Annotated in this window: 17 protein-coding genes and 1 riboswitch; of the genes, 14 read left to right on the top strand and 3 right to left on the bottom strand. The window is 63.7% G+C overall.

The window, feature by feature from the left end:
* Positions 1-2 precede the first annotated feature (2 nt).
* Positions 3-704, top strand: coding sequence for an ABC transporter ATP-binding protein (locus ACTNBZ_RS04610; RefSeq protein WP_441208524.1), 702 nt, complete (start codon positions 3-5; stop codon positions 702-704).
* A 153-nt stretch (positions 705-857) separates the two neighbouring features.
* Complete coding sequence (locus tag ACTNBZ_RS04605) at positions 858-1,679, top strand: zinc dependent phospholipase C family protein (RefSeq protein ID WP_441208523.1); 822 nt, start codon at positions 858-860, stop codon at positions 1,677-1,679.
* A gap of 37 nt (positions 1,680-1,716) precedes the next feature.
* Here the strand turns inward: ACTNBZ_RS04605 and ACTNBZ_RS04600 are convergent, their stop codons facing one another.
* Positions 1,717-1,965, bottom strand: coding sequence for a hypothetical protein (locus ACTNBZ_RS04600; RefSeq protein ID WP_441208522.1), 249 nt, complete (start codon positions 1,963-1,965; stop codon positions 1,717-1,719).
* Positions 1,966-2,240: 275 nt separating this feature from the next.
* On the opposite strand from ACTNBZ_RS04600, the gene ACTNBZ_RS04595 reads away from it, so the two are divergent.
* Complete coding sequence (locus ACTNBZ_RS04595) at positions 2,241-2,516, top strand: DUF6514 family protein (RefSeq protein ID WP_441208521.1); 276 nt, start codon at positions 2,241-2,243, stop codon at positions 2,514-2,516.
* Positions 2,517-2,565: 49 nt separating this feature from the next.
* Here ACTNBZ_RS04595 and ACTNBZ_RS04590 read toward each other — a convergent pair whose 3' ends face one another.
* Together ACTNBZ_RS04590 and ACTNBZ_RS04585 are read right to left on the bottom strand one after the other, a co-directional pair.
* On the bottom strand, positions 2,566-3,582 hold the full coding sequence (locus ACTNBZ_RS04590) for a hypothetical protein (RefSeq protein ID WP_441208520.1): 1,017 nt from the start codon (positions 3,580-3,582) through the stop codon (positions 2,566-2,568).
* A gap of 12 nt (positions 3,583-3,594) precedes the next feature.
* Positions 3,595-5,034: an MBOAT family O-acyltransferase gene (locus ACTNBZ_RS04585; protein WP_441208519.1), complete on the bottom strand. Its 1,440-nt coding sequence runs from the start codon at positions 5,032-5,034 to the stop codon at positions 3,595-3,597.
* 189 nt (positions 5,035-5,223) lie between these two features.
* Here ACTNBZ_RS04585 and ACTNBZ_RS04580 point away from each other — a divergent pair, with 189 nt between their 5' ends.
* The 11 genes from ACTNBZ_RS04580 (at position 5,224) to ACTNBZ_RS04530 (ending at position 13,936) form a co-directional block, all read left to right on the top strand.
* Entirely contained in the window at positions 5,224-6,645 is a 1,422-nt protein-coding gene (locus ACTNBZ_RS04580; RefSeq protein ID WP_441208518.1) for a sodium-dependent transporter, read from the top strand.
* Between the two features lie 88 nt (positions 6,646-6,733).
* Positions 6,734-6,840, top strand: a riboswitch (TPP riboswitch).
* 117 nt (positions 6,841-6,957) lie between these two features.
* The gene (gene thiD, locus ACTNBZ_RS04575; RefSeq protein ID WP_441208517.1) at positions 6,958-7,758 is read left to right on the top strand and encodes a bifunctional hydroxymethylpyrimidine kinase/phosphomethylpyrimidine kinase; all 801 of its coding nucleotides are present in this window, start codon (positions 6,958-6,960) and stop codon (positions 7,756-7,758) included.
* On the top strand, positions 7,758-8,054 hold the full coding sequence (locus tag ACTNBZ_RS04570) for a thiamine-binding protein (RefSeq protein ID WP_441208516.1): 297 nt from the start codon (positions 7,758-7,760) through the stop codon (positions 8,052-8,054). Before thiD ends, ACTNBZ_RS04570 begins: the two co-directional genes overlap by 1 nt.
* A gap of 21 nt (positions 8,055-8,075) precedes the next feature.
* Positions 8,076-8,609, top strand: a complete 534-nt coding sequence (gene thiW, locus ACTNBZ_RS04565; RefSeq protein ID WP_441208515.1) for an energy coupling factor transporter S component ThiW — start codon at positions 8,076-8,078, stop codon at positions 8,607-8,609.
* A 10-nt stretch (positions 8,610-8,619) separates the two neighbouring features.
* On the top strand, positions 8,620-9,456 hold the full coding sequence (gene thiM / locus ACTNBZ_RS04560; protein WP_441208514.1) for a hydroxyethylthiazole kinase: 837 nt from the start codon (positions 8,620-8,622) through the stop codon (positions 9,454-9,456).
* Positions 9,437-10,096, top strand: a complete 660-nt coding sequence (thiE, locus tag ACTNBZ_RS04555; RefSeq protein ID WP_441208513.1) for a thiamine phosphate synthase — start codon at positions 9,437-9,439, stop codon at positions 10,094-10,096. The genes thiM and thiE overlap by 20 nt, the downstream gene beginning before the upstream one ends.
* Positions 10,089-10,727 (top strand): HAD family hydrolase, encoded by a 639-nt coding sequence (locus ACTNBZ_RS04550; protein ID WP_441208512.1) that lies wholly within the window; start codon positions 10,089-10,091, stop codon positions 10,725-10,727. The genes thiE and ACTNBZ_RS04550 overlap by 8 nt, the downstream gene beginning before the upstream one ends.
* Entirely contained in the window at positions 10,724-11,386 is a 663-nt protein-coding gene (gene tenA / locus ACTNBZ_RS04545) for a thiaminase II (RefSeq protein WP_441208511.1), read from the top strand. Before ACTNBZ_RS04550 ends, tenA begins: the two co-directional genes overlap by 4 nt.
* 1 nt (position 11,387) lies before the next feature.
* The gene (locus ACTNBZ_RS04540; protein WP_441208510.1) at positions 11,388-12,143 is read left to right on the top strand and encodes an ABC transporter ATP-binding protein; all 756 of its coding nucleotides are present in this window, start codon (positions 11,388-11,390) and stop codon (positions 12,141-12,143) included.
* Complete coding sequence (locus ACTNBZ_RS04535) at positions 12,140-12,889, top strand: ABC transporter permease (protein WP_441208509.1); 750 nt, start codon at positions 12,140-12,142, stop codon at positions 12,887-12,889. The genes ACTNBZ_RS04540 and ACTNBZ_RS04535 overlap by 4 nt, the downstream gene beginning before the upstream one ends.
* Before the next feature lie 42 nt (positions 12,890-12,931).
* Positions 12,932-13,936, top strand: coding sequence for an ABC transporter substrate-binding protein (locus ACTNBZ_RS04530; protein WP_441208508.1), 1,005 nt, complete (start codon positions 12,932-12,934; stop codon positions 13,934-13,936).
* Positions 13,937-13,939: the final 3 nt, after the last annotated feature.

Below are 13,939 nucleotides of genomic sequence, written 5' to 3'. Positions count from 1 at the left end.
GTATGCTGAAGGTCAATGACATCAACGTCTACTACGGCGCCATCCACGCCATCAAGAACGTGTCCTTCGAGGTCAACGACGGCGAGATCGTCACCCTCATCGGCGCCAACGGCGCCGGAAAGTCCACCACATTGCAGACCATCTCCGGCCTGCTCCACACCCGCACCGGGTCCATCGAGTTCATGGGCAAGAATATCGTGGGCGTACCGCCCCACAAAGTGGTGGCCCACGGTCTGGCCCAGGTGCCCGAGGGGCGGCGGGTCTTCCTCCAGATGACCGTGGAGGAGAACCTGGAGATGGGCGCCTTCACCCAGCCCAACAGTACCATCGAGCCCGGCCTGGCCGATGTGTATGAGCGCTTCCCCCGCCTGAAGGAGCGGCGCAGGCAGGTGGCCGGCACCCTGTCCGGCGGCGAGCAGCAGATGCTGGCCATGGGCCGTGCCCTCATGTCACGTCCCAAGCTGCTGATGCTGGACGAGCCCTCCATGGGCCTGGCTCCCATTCTGGTGGAGCAGATCTTCGACATCATCAAGGAGCTCAACCGGGCGGGCACCACCATCCTGCTGGTGGAGCAGAACGCCCAGATGGCCCTGTCCATCGCCCACCGGGGCTATGTGCTGGAGACCGGCAAGATCGTGGCCACCGGCACCGGCGCCGAGCTGCTGGAGGACGAGGCCGTCAAGAAGGCCTATTTGGGCGGCTGACCGAACGACTACCGGAAGAAGAACCAGCTCCCGGCCCTCCGGCCGGGAGCTGGTTTCCTTTACATTCCATGATTTGAAGTGAAAAAACGTGGTAAACTAAGGGACCGGGCTGCGTTCAGATCAAGCGGCGCGGCGGAGGGAGGTGAGCGCGGCATGCCCAATTATTTCGCACATCTGATCTTTGGGGCCAAAGTCCTGCGGGAGACGCCGGAGGAGCTCTCCGACCCCATCCGCCGGGAGCGGGAGGCCTTCAACCTGGGGTGTCTGGGGCCGGATCCGCTGTATTTCTACCGTCCTGCCCTGGTGACCGCCTGCCGGCGGGAGGCCATGCGCCTGCACGGAGAGAGCGCCCTGCCGGTATTCCAGCGGCTGGCCGGGGCCATCCGGGACGGCGTGCCCCAGAGCGGCAGCTATGCCGCCGGTTTCCTGTGCCATTTTGCGCTGGATGCCGCCTGTCACGGCTTTATCCGGTCTCAGGCTGAGGCCGGGCGCATCGCCCATCTGGCCATGGAGGCAGAGCTGGACCGGCGTCTCATCGAGAACCGGGGCCTGGTGTCGGCAGGGCGGGTCTACCTGCCGCCCATTGAGGATGAGCATGTCTACACGGCGGCGGCCGCCGCCTATGAGACGGCTGCCCCGGCCCAGCTGCGCCGGGGCTATGAGGCCATGCGGTACTACAGCCGTCTCCTTGCCCAGCGGTACGGCACCCGGGGCGGCTGGCTGGCCGACAAGGTGATCGGGCTCATCCCCGCCTGCCGGGAGCTCAGGGGGGTCATCCTCCGGCGGGAGCCCGCGCCGGAGAGCCGGGAGTGTGGCGACCGGATATTGGAGCTCTTTCACAGCGAGGTGCCGGCAGCCGCTGCCCATCTGCGGGAGTTTATGGCGAGTGTCTCCACCGGGGCGCCCCTCTCAGCGTGGTTCGACCGGGACTTCAATGGCAGAGGCGGGGCGGACTGCAGGAAAGGAAAATCATAGAATGGAAAAACGCGGAGGCGGTCACGCCCCCGCGTTTTTATGTAGTGCTCCACAGAATATCTTCCAGCAGGGCCGCACCGATCTGGCCCGCGGCCAGAGGAACCAGAGCCAGAGCGGTCATGGTTTGGGCATAATCCAGCAAGAGGGCGGTGCGCCCATCCGCCGCGTCGGCCCACACCAGGATCAAAAGGGCGGCCGAGAGCATGGCGGCGCAGAGCCGGGTACCCAGCTCCATAAAGAGTCTGGACAGAGGGGATACACGGCGAAGCATCGAGAGAAAATCCATAGCACAGTTCACTCCTTGTTAAACGGAGCGTATCAGAGAAACCGGGAAGACACAAGCGGTAAATCACGGAATTGGCAAGGAGGAATCGTACGTCAAGGTACGTGCATTTCTCCTATGTTTCGACAAATACAGCGTGAAATTGGATAAAATATTGTAAAATCAGAGAGAATAAGAACGAAAAATGACGATAATTGCGGTCGATAGTTCTTTGCGGCAGGCATAAAATGCAATATAATGGCAGGGAAGATATCATAAACCGAGGGGGAACATATGGAATGAGGGAACTGTATATTGACCAGCGCGAAAAGGAAGGAGAGGATGGACAGCGCTACCGGTTTGATTACTACATTCTGGTGGATCAGATGGAGATGTCCGAAGGCTTCGCGTGCGAGAGCTATGGCGTGAAGATAGCCGCTTCTGACCGGGGTGACGCGGCCGAGCTCCCCAACATTACGGTGAGCATATCGCGCATCGACGAGCTGATGGAGCTGCTGACGCGCAATGTGGTGACGCCTGTTTCACTGAGGGATGTGGTGGAGGACTGGCTCTGATGTTGAATCGCATGTTACAGCAAAAAGGCCGGGGATGACCCGGCCTTTTTCACGCATTTGGGGCGTCGCAGCGCTGGAGAAGAGCGTCCCAGGCGGCGGCGTTGGCGCCGGACTGGGGACGGGGGACCAGGGCCAACTCCTCCTGAAGCAGGCGGCCCACCGCATGGGAATACAGGATGGCGCCGTCGTGGTTGAGGTGGCCGCCGTCATACAGGTGGAGGGCGGGGGTGAGGCCCAGAGCGTCCCAGGCGTCGCTCCAGTTGACGAAGTGTGCCTCCGGCACGGTCCGGCGGACGTGCTCCTCCAGTTCGCCGTAGACCTCCGGGAGATACTGGCTGTAGGTGGGATTGACCAGAAGCAGGACGGGGATCTTCCGCGCCCGGCAGAGGGAGAGGCAGCGGTCCAGCCAGTTCAGGTTTTCCTGATATTGTTCCCCGGAGATGGACATCCCGGAGCGGACGGGAGCGCCGGGCAGCTCCTGAGCGGTCCCCTGGACGGGGGTATTGCCCTTTTTTTCGTCGGGCCGGGCGGGGGAAAGACGCTCCAGCGCGTCGGAAAGGGTGACCTCCCGCCAGCGGTCGTGATAGAACCACAGGTCAAAGAGCAGTCCCGGGCGGAGAGCGGGCTCGGCGGCGGTAAAGACGGCCCCCAGCTTGTTGAGGGAGAAGGGCATGTACACCAGGTTGGTCTGGGTAAAGCTCTGATATCGTTCAAAGAACACGCCGGTGGGCTCGATGACCACTGCCGAGGGGGTCTGGGTGGCCAGCGCCTCCCGGAGATACCAGTAGGTGATGGACATGGTCTGCTCCGAGCCGCCCATCACATAGCCGGTGAGGCCGGTCTCCCGGTAGACCTCCACCGGGTCGTAGTCGCAGTAGGCATAGGAGCTGCCGAAATAGAGGACATCTATGGAATTCTTCGGCTCGGCCCGGTAGGCCCGCCAGGTGGAGCCGAAGGAGACCTGGGGCGGGCGGAGGACCGCCCCGGCCAGCTGAAGGAGAAAGACGGTGAGCAGCAGGAAGAGGGCGGCAAAGCCCGCTTCCCGCAGTGGCTTGCGAGAGCCCATGGCGGCCACCTCCTAAAACTGAAAATAGATGAAGGACTGGGCGTCATAGCCCGGCCCGTAGCTGCCAAAGATCACCGAGGCCAGCAGCAGGACCCACACCGCGCACCAGCGTACCGGCCGGGGGGAGGTGCGCCAGCTCTCCCACAGGTCTTGGCGGAGAGAAAAGAGGTCGGCGGCCAGCAGGAGCAGCAGCCCGGCAGCGGCCACCAGCAGCTCCTTCCAGTCCAGGCCCATGGAAGTATACACCCACACCGGCCCGGTAAAGAGCCCGGCAAACATGCTGCATGCGGTGGAAAGGCTGCCGGCCTGGAAAAAGACCCAGGCGGCGGTGGTCAGAAGAAAGGTGATCCCGGTCTGAAGCAGCACGGTGGGCAGACCGTCGTCCGAAAGACGGAAGAACCGCCGCACCCGGGCACGGAGGGGAGCGGTGACCGCGCCGGCCACCTGATAGAGCCCGTTGAGCAGCCCCCAGACCACGAAGGTGAGGGCGGCGCCGTGCCACAGGCCGCTGACGGCAAAGACGATGAGCACGTTCAGATACTTTCGGGCAGTCCCCCGGCGGGAGCCCCCCAGGGGGATGTACAGATAGTCCCGGAACCAGGAGGACAGGGAGATATGCCACCGCCGCCAGAATTCCTGAATGGAGCGGGAGAAATAGGGGGTGCGGAAATTCTCCGTCAGGGTGAAGCCCATGGCCCGTGCAGAGCCGATGGCCATGTTGGAGTAGGCGGCGAAGTCGCAGTAGATCTGGAGGGAAAAGGCCACGGCGGCGGAGAGGATCTGCAGACGGCCGAAGGACTCCGGCGCGGCAAACACGGTGCGCACCAGAACGGCCAGCCGGTCGGCCAGCACCAGCTTCTGGAACGCGCCCCACAGGAAGCGGAAGAGCCCCTCCCGCAGGTCGTCCCGGGAGAAGGGGCGGGGCCGCCCCAGCTGGGGCATGAGCTGGGGCGAGCGGGCGATGGGCCCGGAGAGCAGGCTGGGGAAGAAGGAGAGAAACAGGGCATAGCGGATAAAGGAGCGCTGGGCCTGTTCCTTGCCGCGGTATACGTCCATCAGATAGCCCATGGCCTGAAAGAGGTAGAAGGAGATGCCCGCCGGCAGCAGCAGCTCCAGCGCCGGAGAGGAGAAGGACAGCCCGGCGGCGGCCAGGGCGGCGGAGAGCAGCTCCAGGGCAAAATTTAAGTACTTGAAGACGAAGAGTATCCCGATGCACAGAATCAGGGAGACAGCCAGCACCGCCTTTTTGTGCCGGCGCTCCATGAGCAGCCCGGCGGCGTAGGAGATCAGGATCACAGCCAGCAGGAAGGGGAAATACCGGGGCCCGGTGCACAGGTAAAAGACCCAGCTGGCCGCAAGCAGAAGGGGGGCCTTGGCCCGGCCGGGCGCCAGGTAGTACAGAATTGTCACCAGCGGGAAGAACAGCAGATAGCGGGCGGAGAGGAAGGCCACAAAACGCACCACCTTTTTCCAAGTAGAAACTATTCTATCGGAACAGAGCCCAAATGTCAAACCGGCGGGGGCGGAACGCCTGATTTCGTTGACAATAGGGGGGAAAACAGGTAAAATGTCACCATATGTTCGGAATGCGGCGGGAGAGAGCGCCGCACCCCTGAGGAAATGTGAGGAGGAATACCGCCTGTGAAGGAGAGAGAAACCTTTGCCTCCCGGCTGGGCTTTGTGCTCATATCGGCCGGGTGCGCCATCGGATTGGGGAACGTGTGGCGTTTTCCGTATATCGTGGGACAGTATGGAGGCGCGGCCTTCGTTCTGGTGTACCTGTTTTTCCTGTTCATCATGGGCCTGCCCATCATGGTCATGGAATTTGCCGTGGGCCGGGCCAGCCGGAAGAGCGTGGTCTGCTCTTTTCAGGAGCTGGAGCCCAAAGGGACCAGATGGCACTGGTACGGCTGGTTCGGCATGGCGGGCAATTACCTGCTGATGATGTTCTACACCACCATTGCCGGCTGGCTGCTCCTGTATTTCATCAAGATGGCCAAGGGCGACTTTGTGGGCCATGACGCCGCCGGCGTGGCGCAGATCTTTGGGGATATGACGGCCGACCCCGGCATCCAGATCCTGTTTATGGGCCTGGTAGTGGCCCTGGGCATGCTGGTGTGCAGCCGGGGATTGCAGAACGGCGTGGAGAAGGTCAACAAATCCATGATGCTCTGCCTGCTGGTGCTGATGGTGGTGCTGGCCGTCCGGGCGGTGACTCTGCCCGGCGCCGGGGCAGGCCTGGAGTTTTACCTGAAACCCGACTTCGGCAATCTCGTTCATAACGCCCAGGGGGACTTTATCCTGGGCGAGACAGTGTTTGCCGCCATGGGCCAGGCCTTCTTCACTCTGAGCCTGGGCATTGGCGCCATGGCCATCTTTGGCAGCTACATCGGCAAGGAGCGCCGTCTGATGGGTGAAGCCATCAACGTAACGCTGCTGGACACCGGCGTGGCCTTTGTGGCGGGCCTGATTATCTTCCCCTCCGCATTCGCCTTCGGCGTGCAGCCCGACGCGGGCCCCAGCCTGATCTTCATCACCCTGCCCAATATTTTCAACGCCATGCCCGGCGGCCGGCTGTGGGGCGCGCTGTTCTTCGTGTTCATGTCCTTCGCGGCCATGTCCACCGTCATTGCCGTGTTTGAGAACATCCTCTCCTGCTGTATGGACAAGTGGGGCTGGAGCCGGAACAAGGCGGTGGCCGTGAACACCGTGCTCATCTTCCTGCTCAGCCTGCCCTGCCTGCTGGGCTTCAATGTGCTCTCCGGGCTCCAGGTGCCCATGGTGGGCGGCGTGCTGGACGTGGAGGATTTCATCGTCTCCAACAACCTGCTGCCCCTGGGCTCACTGCTCTACCTGCTCTTCTGCGTGACGCCGGAGCGCTTTGGCTGGGGCTACCGCAAGTTCCTGAAGGAGGCTGACACCGGCGAGGGCATCAAATTCCCGGCGAGCCTGCGGTTCTACTTCACCTGGATCCTGCCCGTCATCGTGCTCATCATCTTTGTCGTGGGATATGAGCAGAAATTTCATTTTATCCGGATGTTGAAGGACCTGCTGGGACTGTAAGTGCCCGGCAGATGGTCCCGGCACCAAAGGAGGCATGCCCGCGGCATGCCTCTTTTTTTCTTGACAGGGACAAAGGTTTGTCCTACAATAAAAACCGCAAGGGAGCTTCCGCGAGGAGGCTGAGAGGAGGGGCGAGTCCCTCGACCTTACCTGATGTGGGTAATGCCAACGTAGGGACGCGGCACAGAGTAACGTGCGGAGTCTCCTCCGCATGGAGGAAACGGATTCTGACGACGCTTGAGGCGGGACGTCCCGGAAGGGACGTCCCGCTTTTTCATTTACCGCATCGGATTTTTGGAAAGGACTGATGATATGAAGAAGGTACTTACCATCGCGGGCAGCGACTCCAGCGGCGGGGCCGGCATTCAGGCCGATCTCAAGACCATGACCTGCCTGGGGGTGTACGGCATGAGCGCCATCACCGCCCTCACCGCCCAGAACACCACCGGCGTCTACGGCGTGATGGAGGCCACGCCGGACTTTGTCTCCCTCCAGCTGGACTGCATCTTTCAGGACATCCGGCCCGACGCGGTGAAGATCGGCATGGTGTCCAACGGGGATATCATCCGGGCCATCGCCGCCAAGCTGCGGGAGTACAAGGCCCGGCATGTGGTGGTGGACCCCGTTATGGTGGCCACCAGCGGCAGCAGCCTGATGCAGGAGGGCGCCGTCGCCGCGCTGACCGGGGAGCTCTTCCCCCTGGCCGCCGTCATCACCCCCAATATCCCGGAGGCGGAGCGGCTGTGCGGCTTTGCCATCGAGGGGGAGGAGGACATGCTCCGGGCGGCCCGGGCCATCGCCCCTTCGGTGGCCGGCGGCGTGCTCATCAAGGGCGGCCACCTGACCGACACGGCGGACGACCTGCTGTGGCTGGACGGACAGGCCCACTGGTACCGCTCTCCCCGGGTGGACAACCCCAACAACCACGGCTCGGGCTGCACCCTGTCCTCCGCCATCGCCTCCTTCCTGGCCCTGGGCTGCGATCTGCCCACGGCGGTGGGGAAGGCCAAGGCCTACATCACCGCCGCCATGGAGGCCGGGCTGGACCTGGGCGCGGGCAGCGGCCCCCTCAAGCACAACTACGCCGTGCCGGAAGGGGGCGCGGTGCAGTGATGGACGCCAGCGTTGCCATTCAGGTCCTGCCCAAGGTGCTGGAGCAGGAGGAGACCCGCCGCATCGTGGACGAGGTCATCGCCTATATTGCCTCCACCGGGTTACACTATGTGGTGGGCCCCTTTGAGACCACTCTGGAGGGGGAACTGGACGCCCTCATGGACATCGTGAAGGAGTGCCAGCGCATCTGCATCCGGGCGGGGGCCCCCAGCGTCATGAGCTATGTGAAGATCAGCTACAAGCCCGGCGGCGTGTGGACCATCGACGATAAGACCGCGAAATACCAGAAATCATAACAACGGAAAGGAATGTTTACTATGAAATCTACTGCAAGTAAAACTGCTGTGGTCCGGGGGACCCTCTCCGTGCGCAAGATGGTGCTCACCGCCATGCTGGCCTGCCTGGGCTTCGTGCTCTCCACCTTCGTGTACTTCCCCTCCATGGCGCCCTTCCAGCACTTCTGCAACGTGATCGGCGCCGTGTTCCTGGGGCCCTGGTACGGCTTTGCCGCCGCCCTGCTCACCGGACTGATGCGCATGATGACCGGCCGTACCATCCAGGCGGTGGTGGGCGCCATCTTCGGCGCCTTCCTCTCCGGCCTGCTCTACCAGAAGACCAAAAAGCTGTGGGCCGCCCTTATCGGCGAGGTCATCGGCACCGGCTTCATCAGCGCCATGGTGGCCTATCCCCTGATGCGCATGTTCTACGGCCTGCCCAAGCACTCCCCCTTCTTCTATATCCCGGCTTACACCCCCTCCTCCCTGATGGGCGGTCTGCTGGGCTGCGCGGTGATCCTGATCCTCAAGCGCTCCGGCACCCTGGACCGGATGCTGGACCAGCTCAACCGGTAAGAGGCCGGCCATGCGAGAGACCGATTTTGCCGCCTGCCTCCGGGCGGTGCGGGATACCGCGCCCCTGGTGCAGTGCATCACCAATTTCGTCACTGTCAACGACTGCGCCAACATCATTCTGGCCGCCGGCGGCTCCCCCACCATGGCCCACGACATCCGGGAGGTGGAGGAAGCAGTGGCCGGTGTGAACGCCCTGGTGTGCAACCTGGGGGCCATCGGGGACGTAGAGGCCATGCTTCTGGCCGGGAAAAAGGCCAATGAGCTGGGCATACCTGTGGTGCTGGACCCGGTGGCCGCCGGCGTCACCACCCTGCGGCGGGAGGCCTCGGCCCGGCTGCTCTCCGACCTGCGCTTTGCCGTCATCCGGGGCAATGCCTCCGAGATCAAGGCACTGGCCGGCGGCGGGAGCGGCGGCAGCGGGGTGGACGTCAGCGCCGCCGACGCGGTGACCGAAGAAAATCTGTCCCGGACGGTGGAGCTGGCCCGGGGATTGGCCCGGCGCACCGGCACGGTGGCGGCGGTGTCCGGCGCGGTGGACATCGTCACTGACGGGGAAGAGACCATCCTCCTGCGGGGCGGCTGTCCCACCATGGCCCGCATCACCGGCAGCGGCTGTATGCTCACCGCCCTCACCGGGGCCTTCTGCGCCGCCAGTCCCGGCCGGCCCCTGGCCGCGGCGGCCGCCGCCATGGCTGCCATGGGCGTGGCGGGAGAGGCGGCTGAGGTCCGCCGCCTTCAAAACGGCACCGGCAACGCCACCTTCCGCAACGATCTGATCGACGCGGTCTTTAACCTGACCGAGACACAACTGATACAAGGAGTACGCTATGAGATTTACCAGGGATGAGATCCGGCAGTCCATGCTGCTGTACGCCGTCACTGACCGCACCTGGCTGGGGGAGCACACCCTGGCCCAGGAGGTGGAGACGGTGCTGAAAAACGGGGCCACCTTCCTCCAGATCCGGGAGAAGGAGCTCTGCCGCGATTCCTTTCTCGCCGAGGCCCGGGCGCTGAAGGCGCTGGCCGAAGAGTACCATGTGCCCTTTGTGGTCAACGACGATATCGGGATTGCCCTGGAGATCGGGGCTGACGGGGTCCATGTGGGCCAGTCCGACATCGTGGGCAAGGACGTGCGGGCCATGATCGGTCCGGACAAGATCCTGGGCATCTCGGCCAACACGGTGGAGACCGCCCTGGCGGCGGAGCGGGCCGGGGCCGACTATATCGGCGTGGGGGCGGTGTTCGGCACCACCACCAAGAAGGACGCCAAATGCCTGAGCGTGCCCCAGCTCCGGGCCATCTGCGACGCGGTGACCATCCCGGTGGTGGCCATCGGCGGCATCAGCGCCGGGAACATTCTGGAGCTCAAAGGCAGTGGGGTGGACGGCGTGGCCGTGGTCTCCGCCATCTTCGCCCAGAAGGACGTGGGGGAGGCCACCCGGAAGCTGCTGGCCCTCTCCCGGGAGATGGTGGCCTCCCATGGATAAGCGGTACGCCATCTTTGACATGGACGGCACCCTGGTGGACTCCATGGGCTACTGGAAGGCCCTGGGCCGGGATTATCTGGCCGGGCTGGGGGTGCGCGCCACGGCGGAGCAGCTGGAGCCCATCGGCCCCATGACCATGCTGGAGAGCGCCGCCTATTTTATGGAGACCTTCGGCATTGCTGGTCCGGCCCAGCGCATTGTGGACGAGATGCACGCCGTGATGGACAGCCATTACCGGAACGACGTGCCCCTGAAGCCGGGGGTAAAGGAATATCTGGAGGAGCTGCGGGAGCGGGGGGTGCGCATGTGCGTGGCCACCGCCACCGCCGAGCCCCTGTCCCACGCCTGCCTCTCCCGGCTGGGGGTGGACGGCTGCTTTGACTTCATCCTGAGCTGCGAGACCATCGGCGTGGGCAAGACCCGCCCCGACATCTACCACCTGGCCGCGGAGCGGCTGGGGGCCCCTCCGGCGGAGATTGCCGTCTTTGAGGACGCCCTTTATGCAGTACAGACCGCAAAGCAGGCAGGGTATTATACCGTCGGTATTTACGAGCCGGCCTATGACAAAGACTGGGGGCGGATATCCGCCCTGGCCGACGAGACCATTTCAGATTGGAGGAAGGCCCGATGACCGTGACAGAGCGCCTCTACGAGGCCGCCCGTCCCATCTGGCAGAAATGCCACGACCACCCCTTCGTCAGGGGGATGGGGGACGGCACCCTGGATGTGGAGAAGTTCCGCTTTTTCCTGCTCCAGGATTACCTGTACCTCTTCGATTACGCCCGGGTGTTCGCCTGGGGGGTCATCAAGGCCCGGGACCCGGAGCTGATGCGCACCTTCTCGGCCAATGTGGACAGCATCCTGGGGGGCGAGATGAAGATCCACCGGGCCTATATGGCCCGGCTGGGCATTACCGAGGAGCAGGTCTTTGCGGTGAAGCCCGCCCTGGCCAATCTGTCCTACACCAACTATATGCTCTCAGTGGCCGCCGCCGGCGGCCCGGCCGAGATCATCGCCGCCATCCTCTCCTGCTCCTGGAGTTATGCCGAGATCGGCGCCCGGCTGGCGGAGCGGTATCCCGCCTCTCCGGACCACTCCTTCTATGGCGAGTGGGTGCGCGGCTATGCCGGAGCGGAATATCAGGCCACCAACGGCGCCCTGGTGAAGCTGATGGATGAACTGGCCCGGGGCTGTTCCGAGGCGGAGTACCGGCGGCTGGAGGATATCTTTGTGGCCTGCAGCCGGTATGAGCTGGGCTTCTGGGACATGGCCTGGAAGCAGGAGTACTGAGATGCTGGAATTCCGATCGGTCTCCTATCAATATCCCTCTGAGGATTTTGACATCATCGACCGGCTCTCCTTCCGGGTGGAGCCGGGATCCTTCCACTGCATCATCGGCGTCAGCGGCTGCGGCAAGAGCACCATCTTCCGCATGACCAACGGTCTGCTCAAGCCCAAGGCCGGGGAGATCCTGGTGGGAGGAAAGCCCATCGGGGAGCAGAAGCGCTACTGCGGCTATATGCCCCAGAAGGACCTGCTCTTTCCCTGGCGCACGGTGGGGGAGAACGTGGGACTGCCCCTGGAGATTGCCGGGGGGCTGACCCGGGCGGAGCGCCGGGACCGGGTGGAGGAGGCCCTGGGCGATGTGGGCCTGGCCGGGTGCGCCGGAAAGATGCCCCAGGAGCTCTCGGGCGGTATGCGGCAGCGGGCGGCCTTTGCCCGCACCATGCTCACCGGCAGCGACCTGCTGCTGCTGGACGAGCCCTTCTCCGCCCTGGACTTCCTCACCCGCATCTCCATGCAGGAGTGGCTGCTGGAGCAGTGGCAGCGGCATAAAAAGACCATTCTCTTCATCACCCACGACGTGGAGGAGGCGGTGTTCCTCTCCTCCAGCGTGCTGGTGGCGGCGGAGACCCCCATCCGGCGGCTGGAGGAAGTCCCCGTGCCTGCGCCCTTCCCACGGGACCGGTCCTGCCTGGCCCGGCCCGAGCTGGCCGGGCTGAAGGAGTCCCTCATCGCCACGCTGAGAAAGCAGGTGCAGCCATGAAACGAGCCTGTAAAGGGAATCTGCCTGCCCTGGTGTTCCTCTTCGCCCTGCTGATGCTGTGGCAGCTGGGGGCCATGGAGCTGGACGCGGCCTATATCCTGCCCACCCCCGCGCAGATCGTGCAGAAGCTGTGGGAGCTGCGGGGGCCCCTCTTCACCGTCCACCTGCCCGCCACCATGGAGGTCACCGCCATCGGCCTTGCCATCTCGGTGGGGCTGGGCCTGGCACTGGCGGTGGCCATGGACCGCAGCGCCCTGATCCAGAAGATGCTCTACCCGGTGGTGGTGGCCTCCCAGACCATCCCCACCACCGCCATTGCGCCGCTCTTCGTGCTCTGGTTCGGCTACGGCATCTGGAGCAAGGTGCTGGTGACGGTGCTCATCACCTTTTTCCCCGTCACCATCACGGTGTATGACGGCCTGCGCTCGGCCAACGGGGAGATGGCCGAGCTGCTGGAGACCTACGGGGCCGGCCGCTGGACCGTGTTTTGGAAGGTCAAGGCCCCCTGCGCCCTGCCCTACTTTTTCTCGGCCATCAAGATGGCCATCCCCATGAGCATCATCGGCGCCGCCATCGGCGAGTGGCTGGGGGCCCAGAGCGGCCTGGGCTACTTCTCCCGGCGGATGATGACCCAGCTGGACGGCGCGGGGGTGTTCGCCCCCATCGTGCTCCTGTCGGCGGCGGCCATGCTGCTGGTGGCGGCGGTGGAGCTGCTGGAGCGCAGGCTGGTCCGCTGGCGGGGCTAGGGCGGCGGGAGCGCCGCCCCATCACGGAAAGGAGAACATGATATGAAACGGAAATTGACGCTCTTTCTGGCTGCCGCACTGCTGCTGACGGCGGCGGGCTGCTCCGGCTCCTCCTCCGGGCCGGAAGAGAAGAAGCTGGAGACGGTGGACGTGGTGCTGGACTGGTATCCCAACGCGGTCCACGCCTTTGTGTACCAGGCTATGGATAAGGGATATTTTGCCGACGAGGGCCTGCAGGTCAACATTCTCTTCCCCTCCAACGCCAGCGACCCTCTGACCATGCCTGCGGCGGGCAAGGCGGACATCGGCTTTTATTACCAGGAGGACACCATTATTGCCAAGGCCAATGAGAATGTACCGGTGAAGGTCCTTGGCTCGGTGGTCCAGCAGCCTATCAGCATCGTGGCCGCCCTGAAGGAGAAGGGCATCACCACTCCCGCCGACCTGGTGGGCAAGACCATCGGCTACTCCGGCACCAAGTTTGCCGAGGTGGCGGTGGCGGAGCTGCTGAAAGGCGCGGGGGCCACATTGGACGACGTGACCATGATCGATGTGGGCTTTGACCTGATGAGCTCCATGACCACCGGCAACGTGGACGCCACCTTCGGCTGTTTTGTCAACCACGAGATCCCCGCCCTGGAGGAACAGGGCTTTGAGATGGACTATATGGAGCTGCCCGACTACGGCGTACCCAATTACTACGCCCTGATGCTGGTCACCGGAGAAAAGCAGCTGGAGCAGAACCGGGACAAGTATACCCGCTTCCTGCGGGCCTGTGAAAAGGGCTTCCAGGACATGAAAAATGACCCGGAGGGCAGTCTCAAGCTGATGATGGAGAACCAGAACGCTGAGAACTTCCCCCTTACCGAGTCGGTGGAGCGGAAGAGCTTTGACGTGCTCCTCCCCATTATGGAGAAGGAGGGCACCCCCTTCCTGTCCCAGGACGCGGCGGTGTGGCAGGAGAACATCGACTGGCTCTATGAGACCGGCATGATCGAGACCACCTTCGACCCTGCGGAGGTCATGGTGGACCTGCTGGGGGAGTAAGCC

This window comes from Pseudoflavonifractor sp. HCP28S3_F10, assembly GCF_052065415.1.
Classification (GTDB): domain Bacteria; phylum Bacillota; class Clostridia; order Oscillospirales; family Oscillospiraceae; genus Pseudoflavonifractor_A.
Note: the sequence above shows the minus strand (reverse complement) of the source record. Positions and strands in the feature narration are given on the sequence as shown.

Excerpts from the sequence above, each read along its gene's own strand:
- ACTNBZ_RS04610 (WP_441208524.1), top strand. The coding sequence starts at position 3 with ATGCTGAAGGTCAATGACATCAACGTCTACTACGGCGCCATCCACGCC.
- ACTNBZ_RS04605 (WP_441208523.1), top strand. The coding sequence starts at position 858 with ATGCCCAATTATTTCGCACATCTGATCTTTGGGGCCAAAGTCCTGCGG.
- ACTNBZ_RS04600 (WP_441208522.1), bottom strand. The coding sequence starts at position 1,965 with ATGGATTTTCTCTCGATGCTTCGCCGTGTATCCCCTCTGTCCAGACTC.
- ACTNBZ_RS04595 (WP_441208521.1), top strand. The coding sequence starts at position 2,241 with ATGAGGGAACTGTATATTGACCAGCGCGAAAAGGAAGGAGAGGATGGA.
- ACTNBZ_RS04590 (WP_441208520.1), bottom strand. The coding sequence starts at position 3,582 with ATGGGCTCTCGCAAGCCACTGCGGGAAGCGGGCTTTGCCGCCCTCTTC.
- thiD (WP_441208517.1), top strand. The coding sequence starts at position 6,958 with ATGAAGAAGGTACTTACCATCGCGGGCAGCGACTCCAGCGGCGGGGCC.
- ACTNBZ_RS04570 (WP_441208516.1), top strand. The coding sequence starts at position 7,758 with ATGGACGCCAGCGTTGCCATTCAGGTCCTGCCCAAGGTGCTGGAGCAG.
- thiW (WP_441208515.1), top strand. The coding sequence starts at position 8,076 with ATGAAATCTACTGCAAGTAAAACTGCTGTGGTCCGGGGGACCCTCTCC.
- thiM (WP_441208514.1), top strand. The coding sequence starts at position 8,620 with ATGCGAGAGACCGATTTTGCCGCCTGCCTCCGGGCGGTGCGGGATACC.
- thiE (WP_441208513.1), top strand. The coding sequence starts at position 9,437 with ATGAGATTTACCAGGGATGAGATCCGGCAGTCCATGCTGCTGTACGCC.
- ACTNBZ_RS04550 (WP_441208512.1), top strand. The coding sequence starts at position 10,089 with ATGGATAAGCGGTACGCCATCTTTGACATGGACGGCACCCTGGTGGAC.
- tenA (WP_441208511.1), top strand. The coding sequence starts at position 10,724 with ATGACCGTGACAGAGCGCCTCTACGAGGCCGCCCGTCCCATCTGGCAG.
- ACTNBZ_RS04540 (WP_441208510.1), top strand. The coding sequence starts at position 11,388 with ATGCTGGAATTCCGATCGGTCTCCTATCAATATCCCTCTGAGGATTTT.
- ACTNBZ_RS04535 (WP_441208509.1), top strand. The coding sequence starts at position 12,140 with ATGAAACGAGCCTGTAAAGGGAATCTGCCTGCCCTGGTGTTCCTCTTC.
- ACTNBZ_RS04530 (WP_441208508.1), top strand. The coding sequence starts at position 12,932 with ATGAAACGGAAATTGACGCTCTTTCTGGCTGCCGCACTGCTGCTGACG.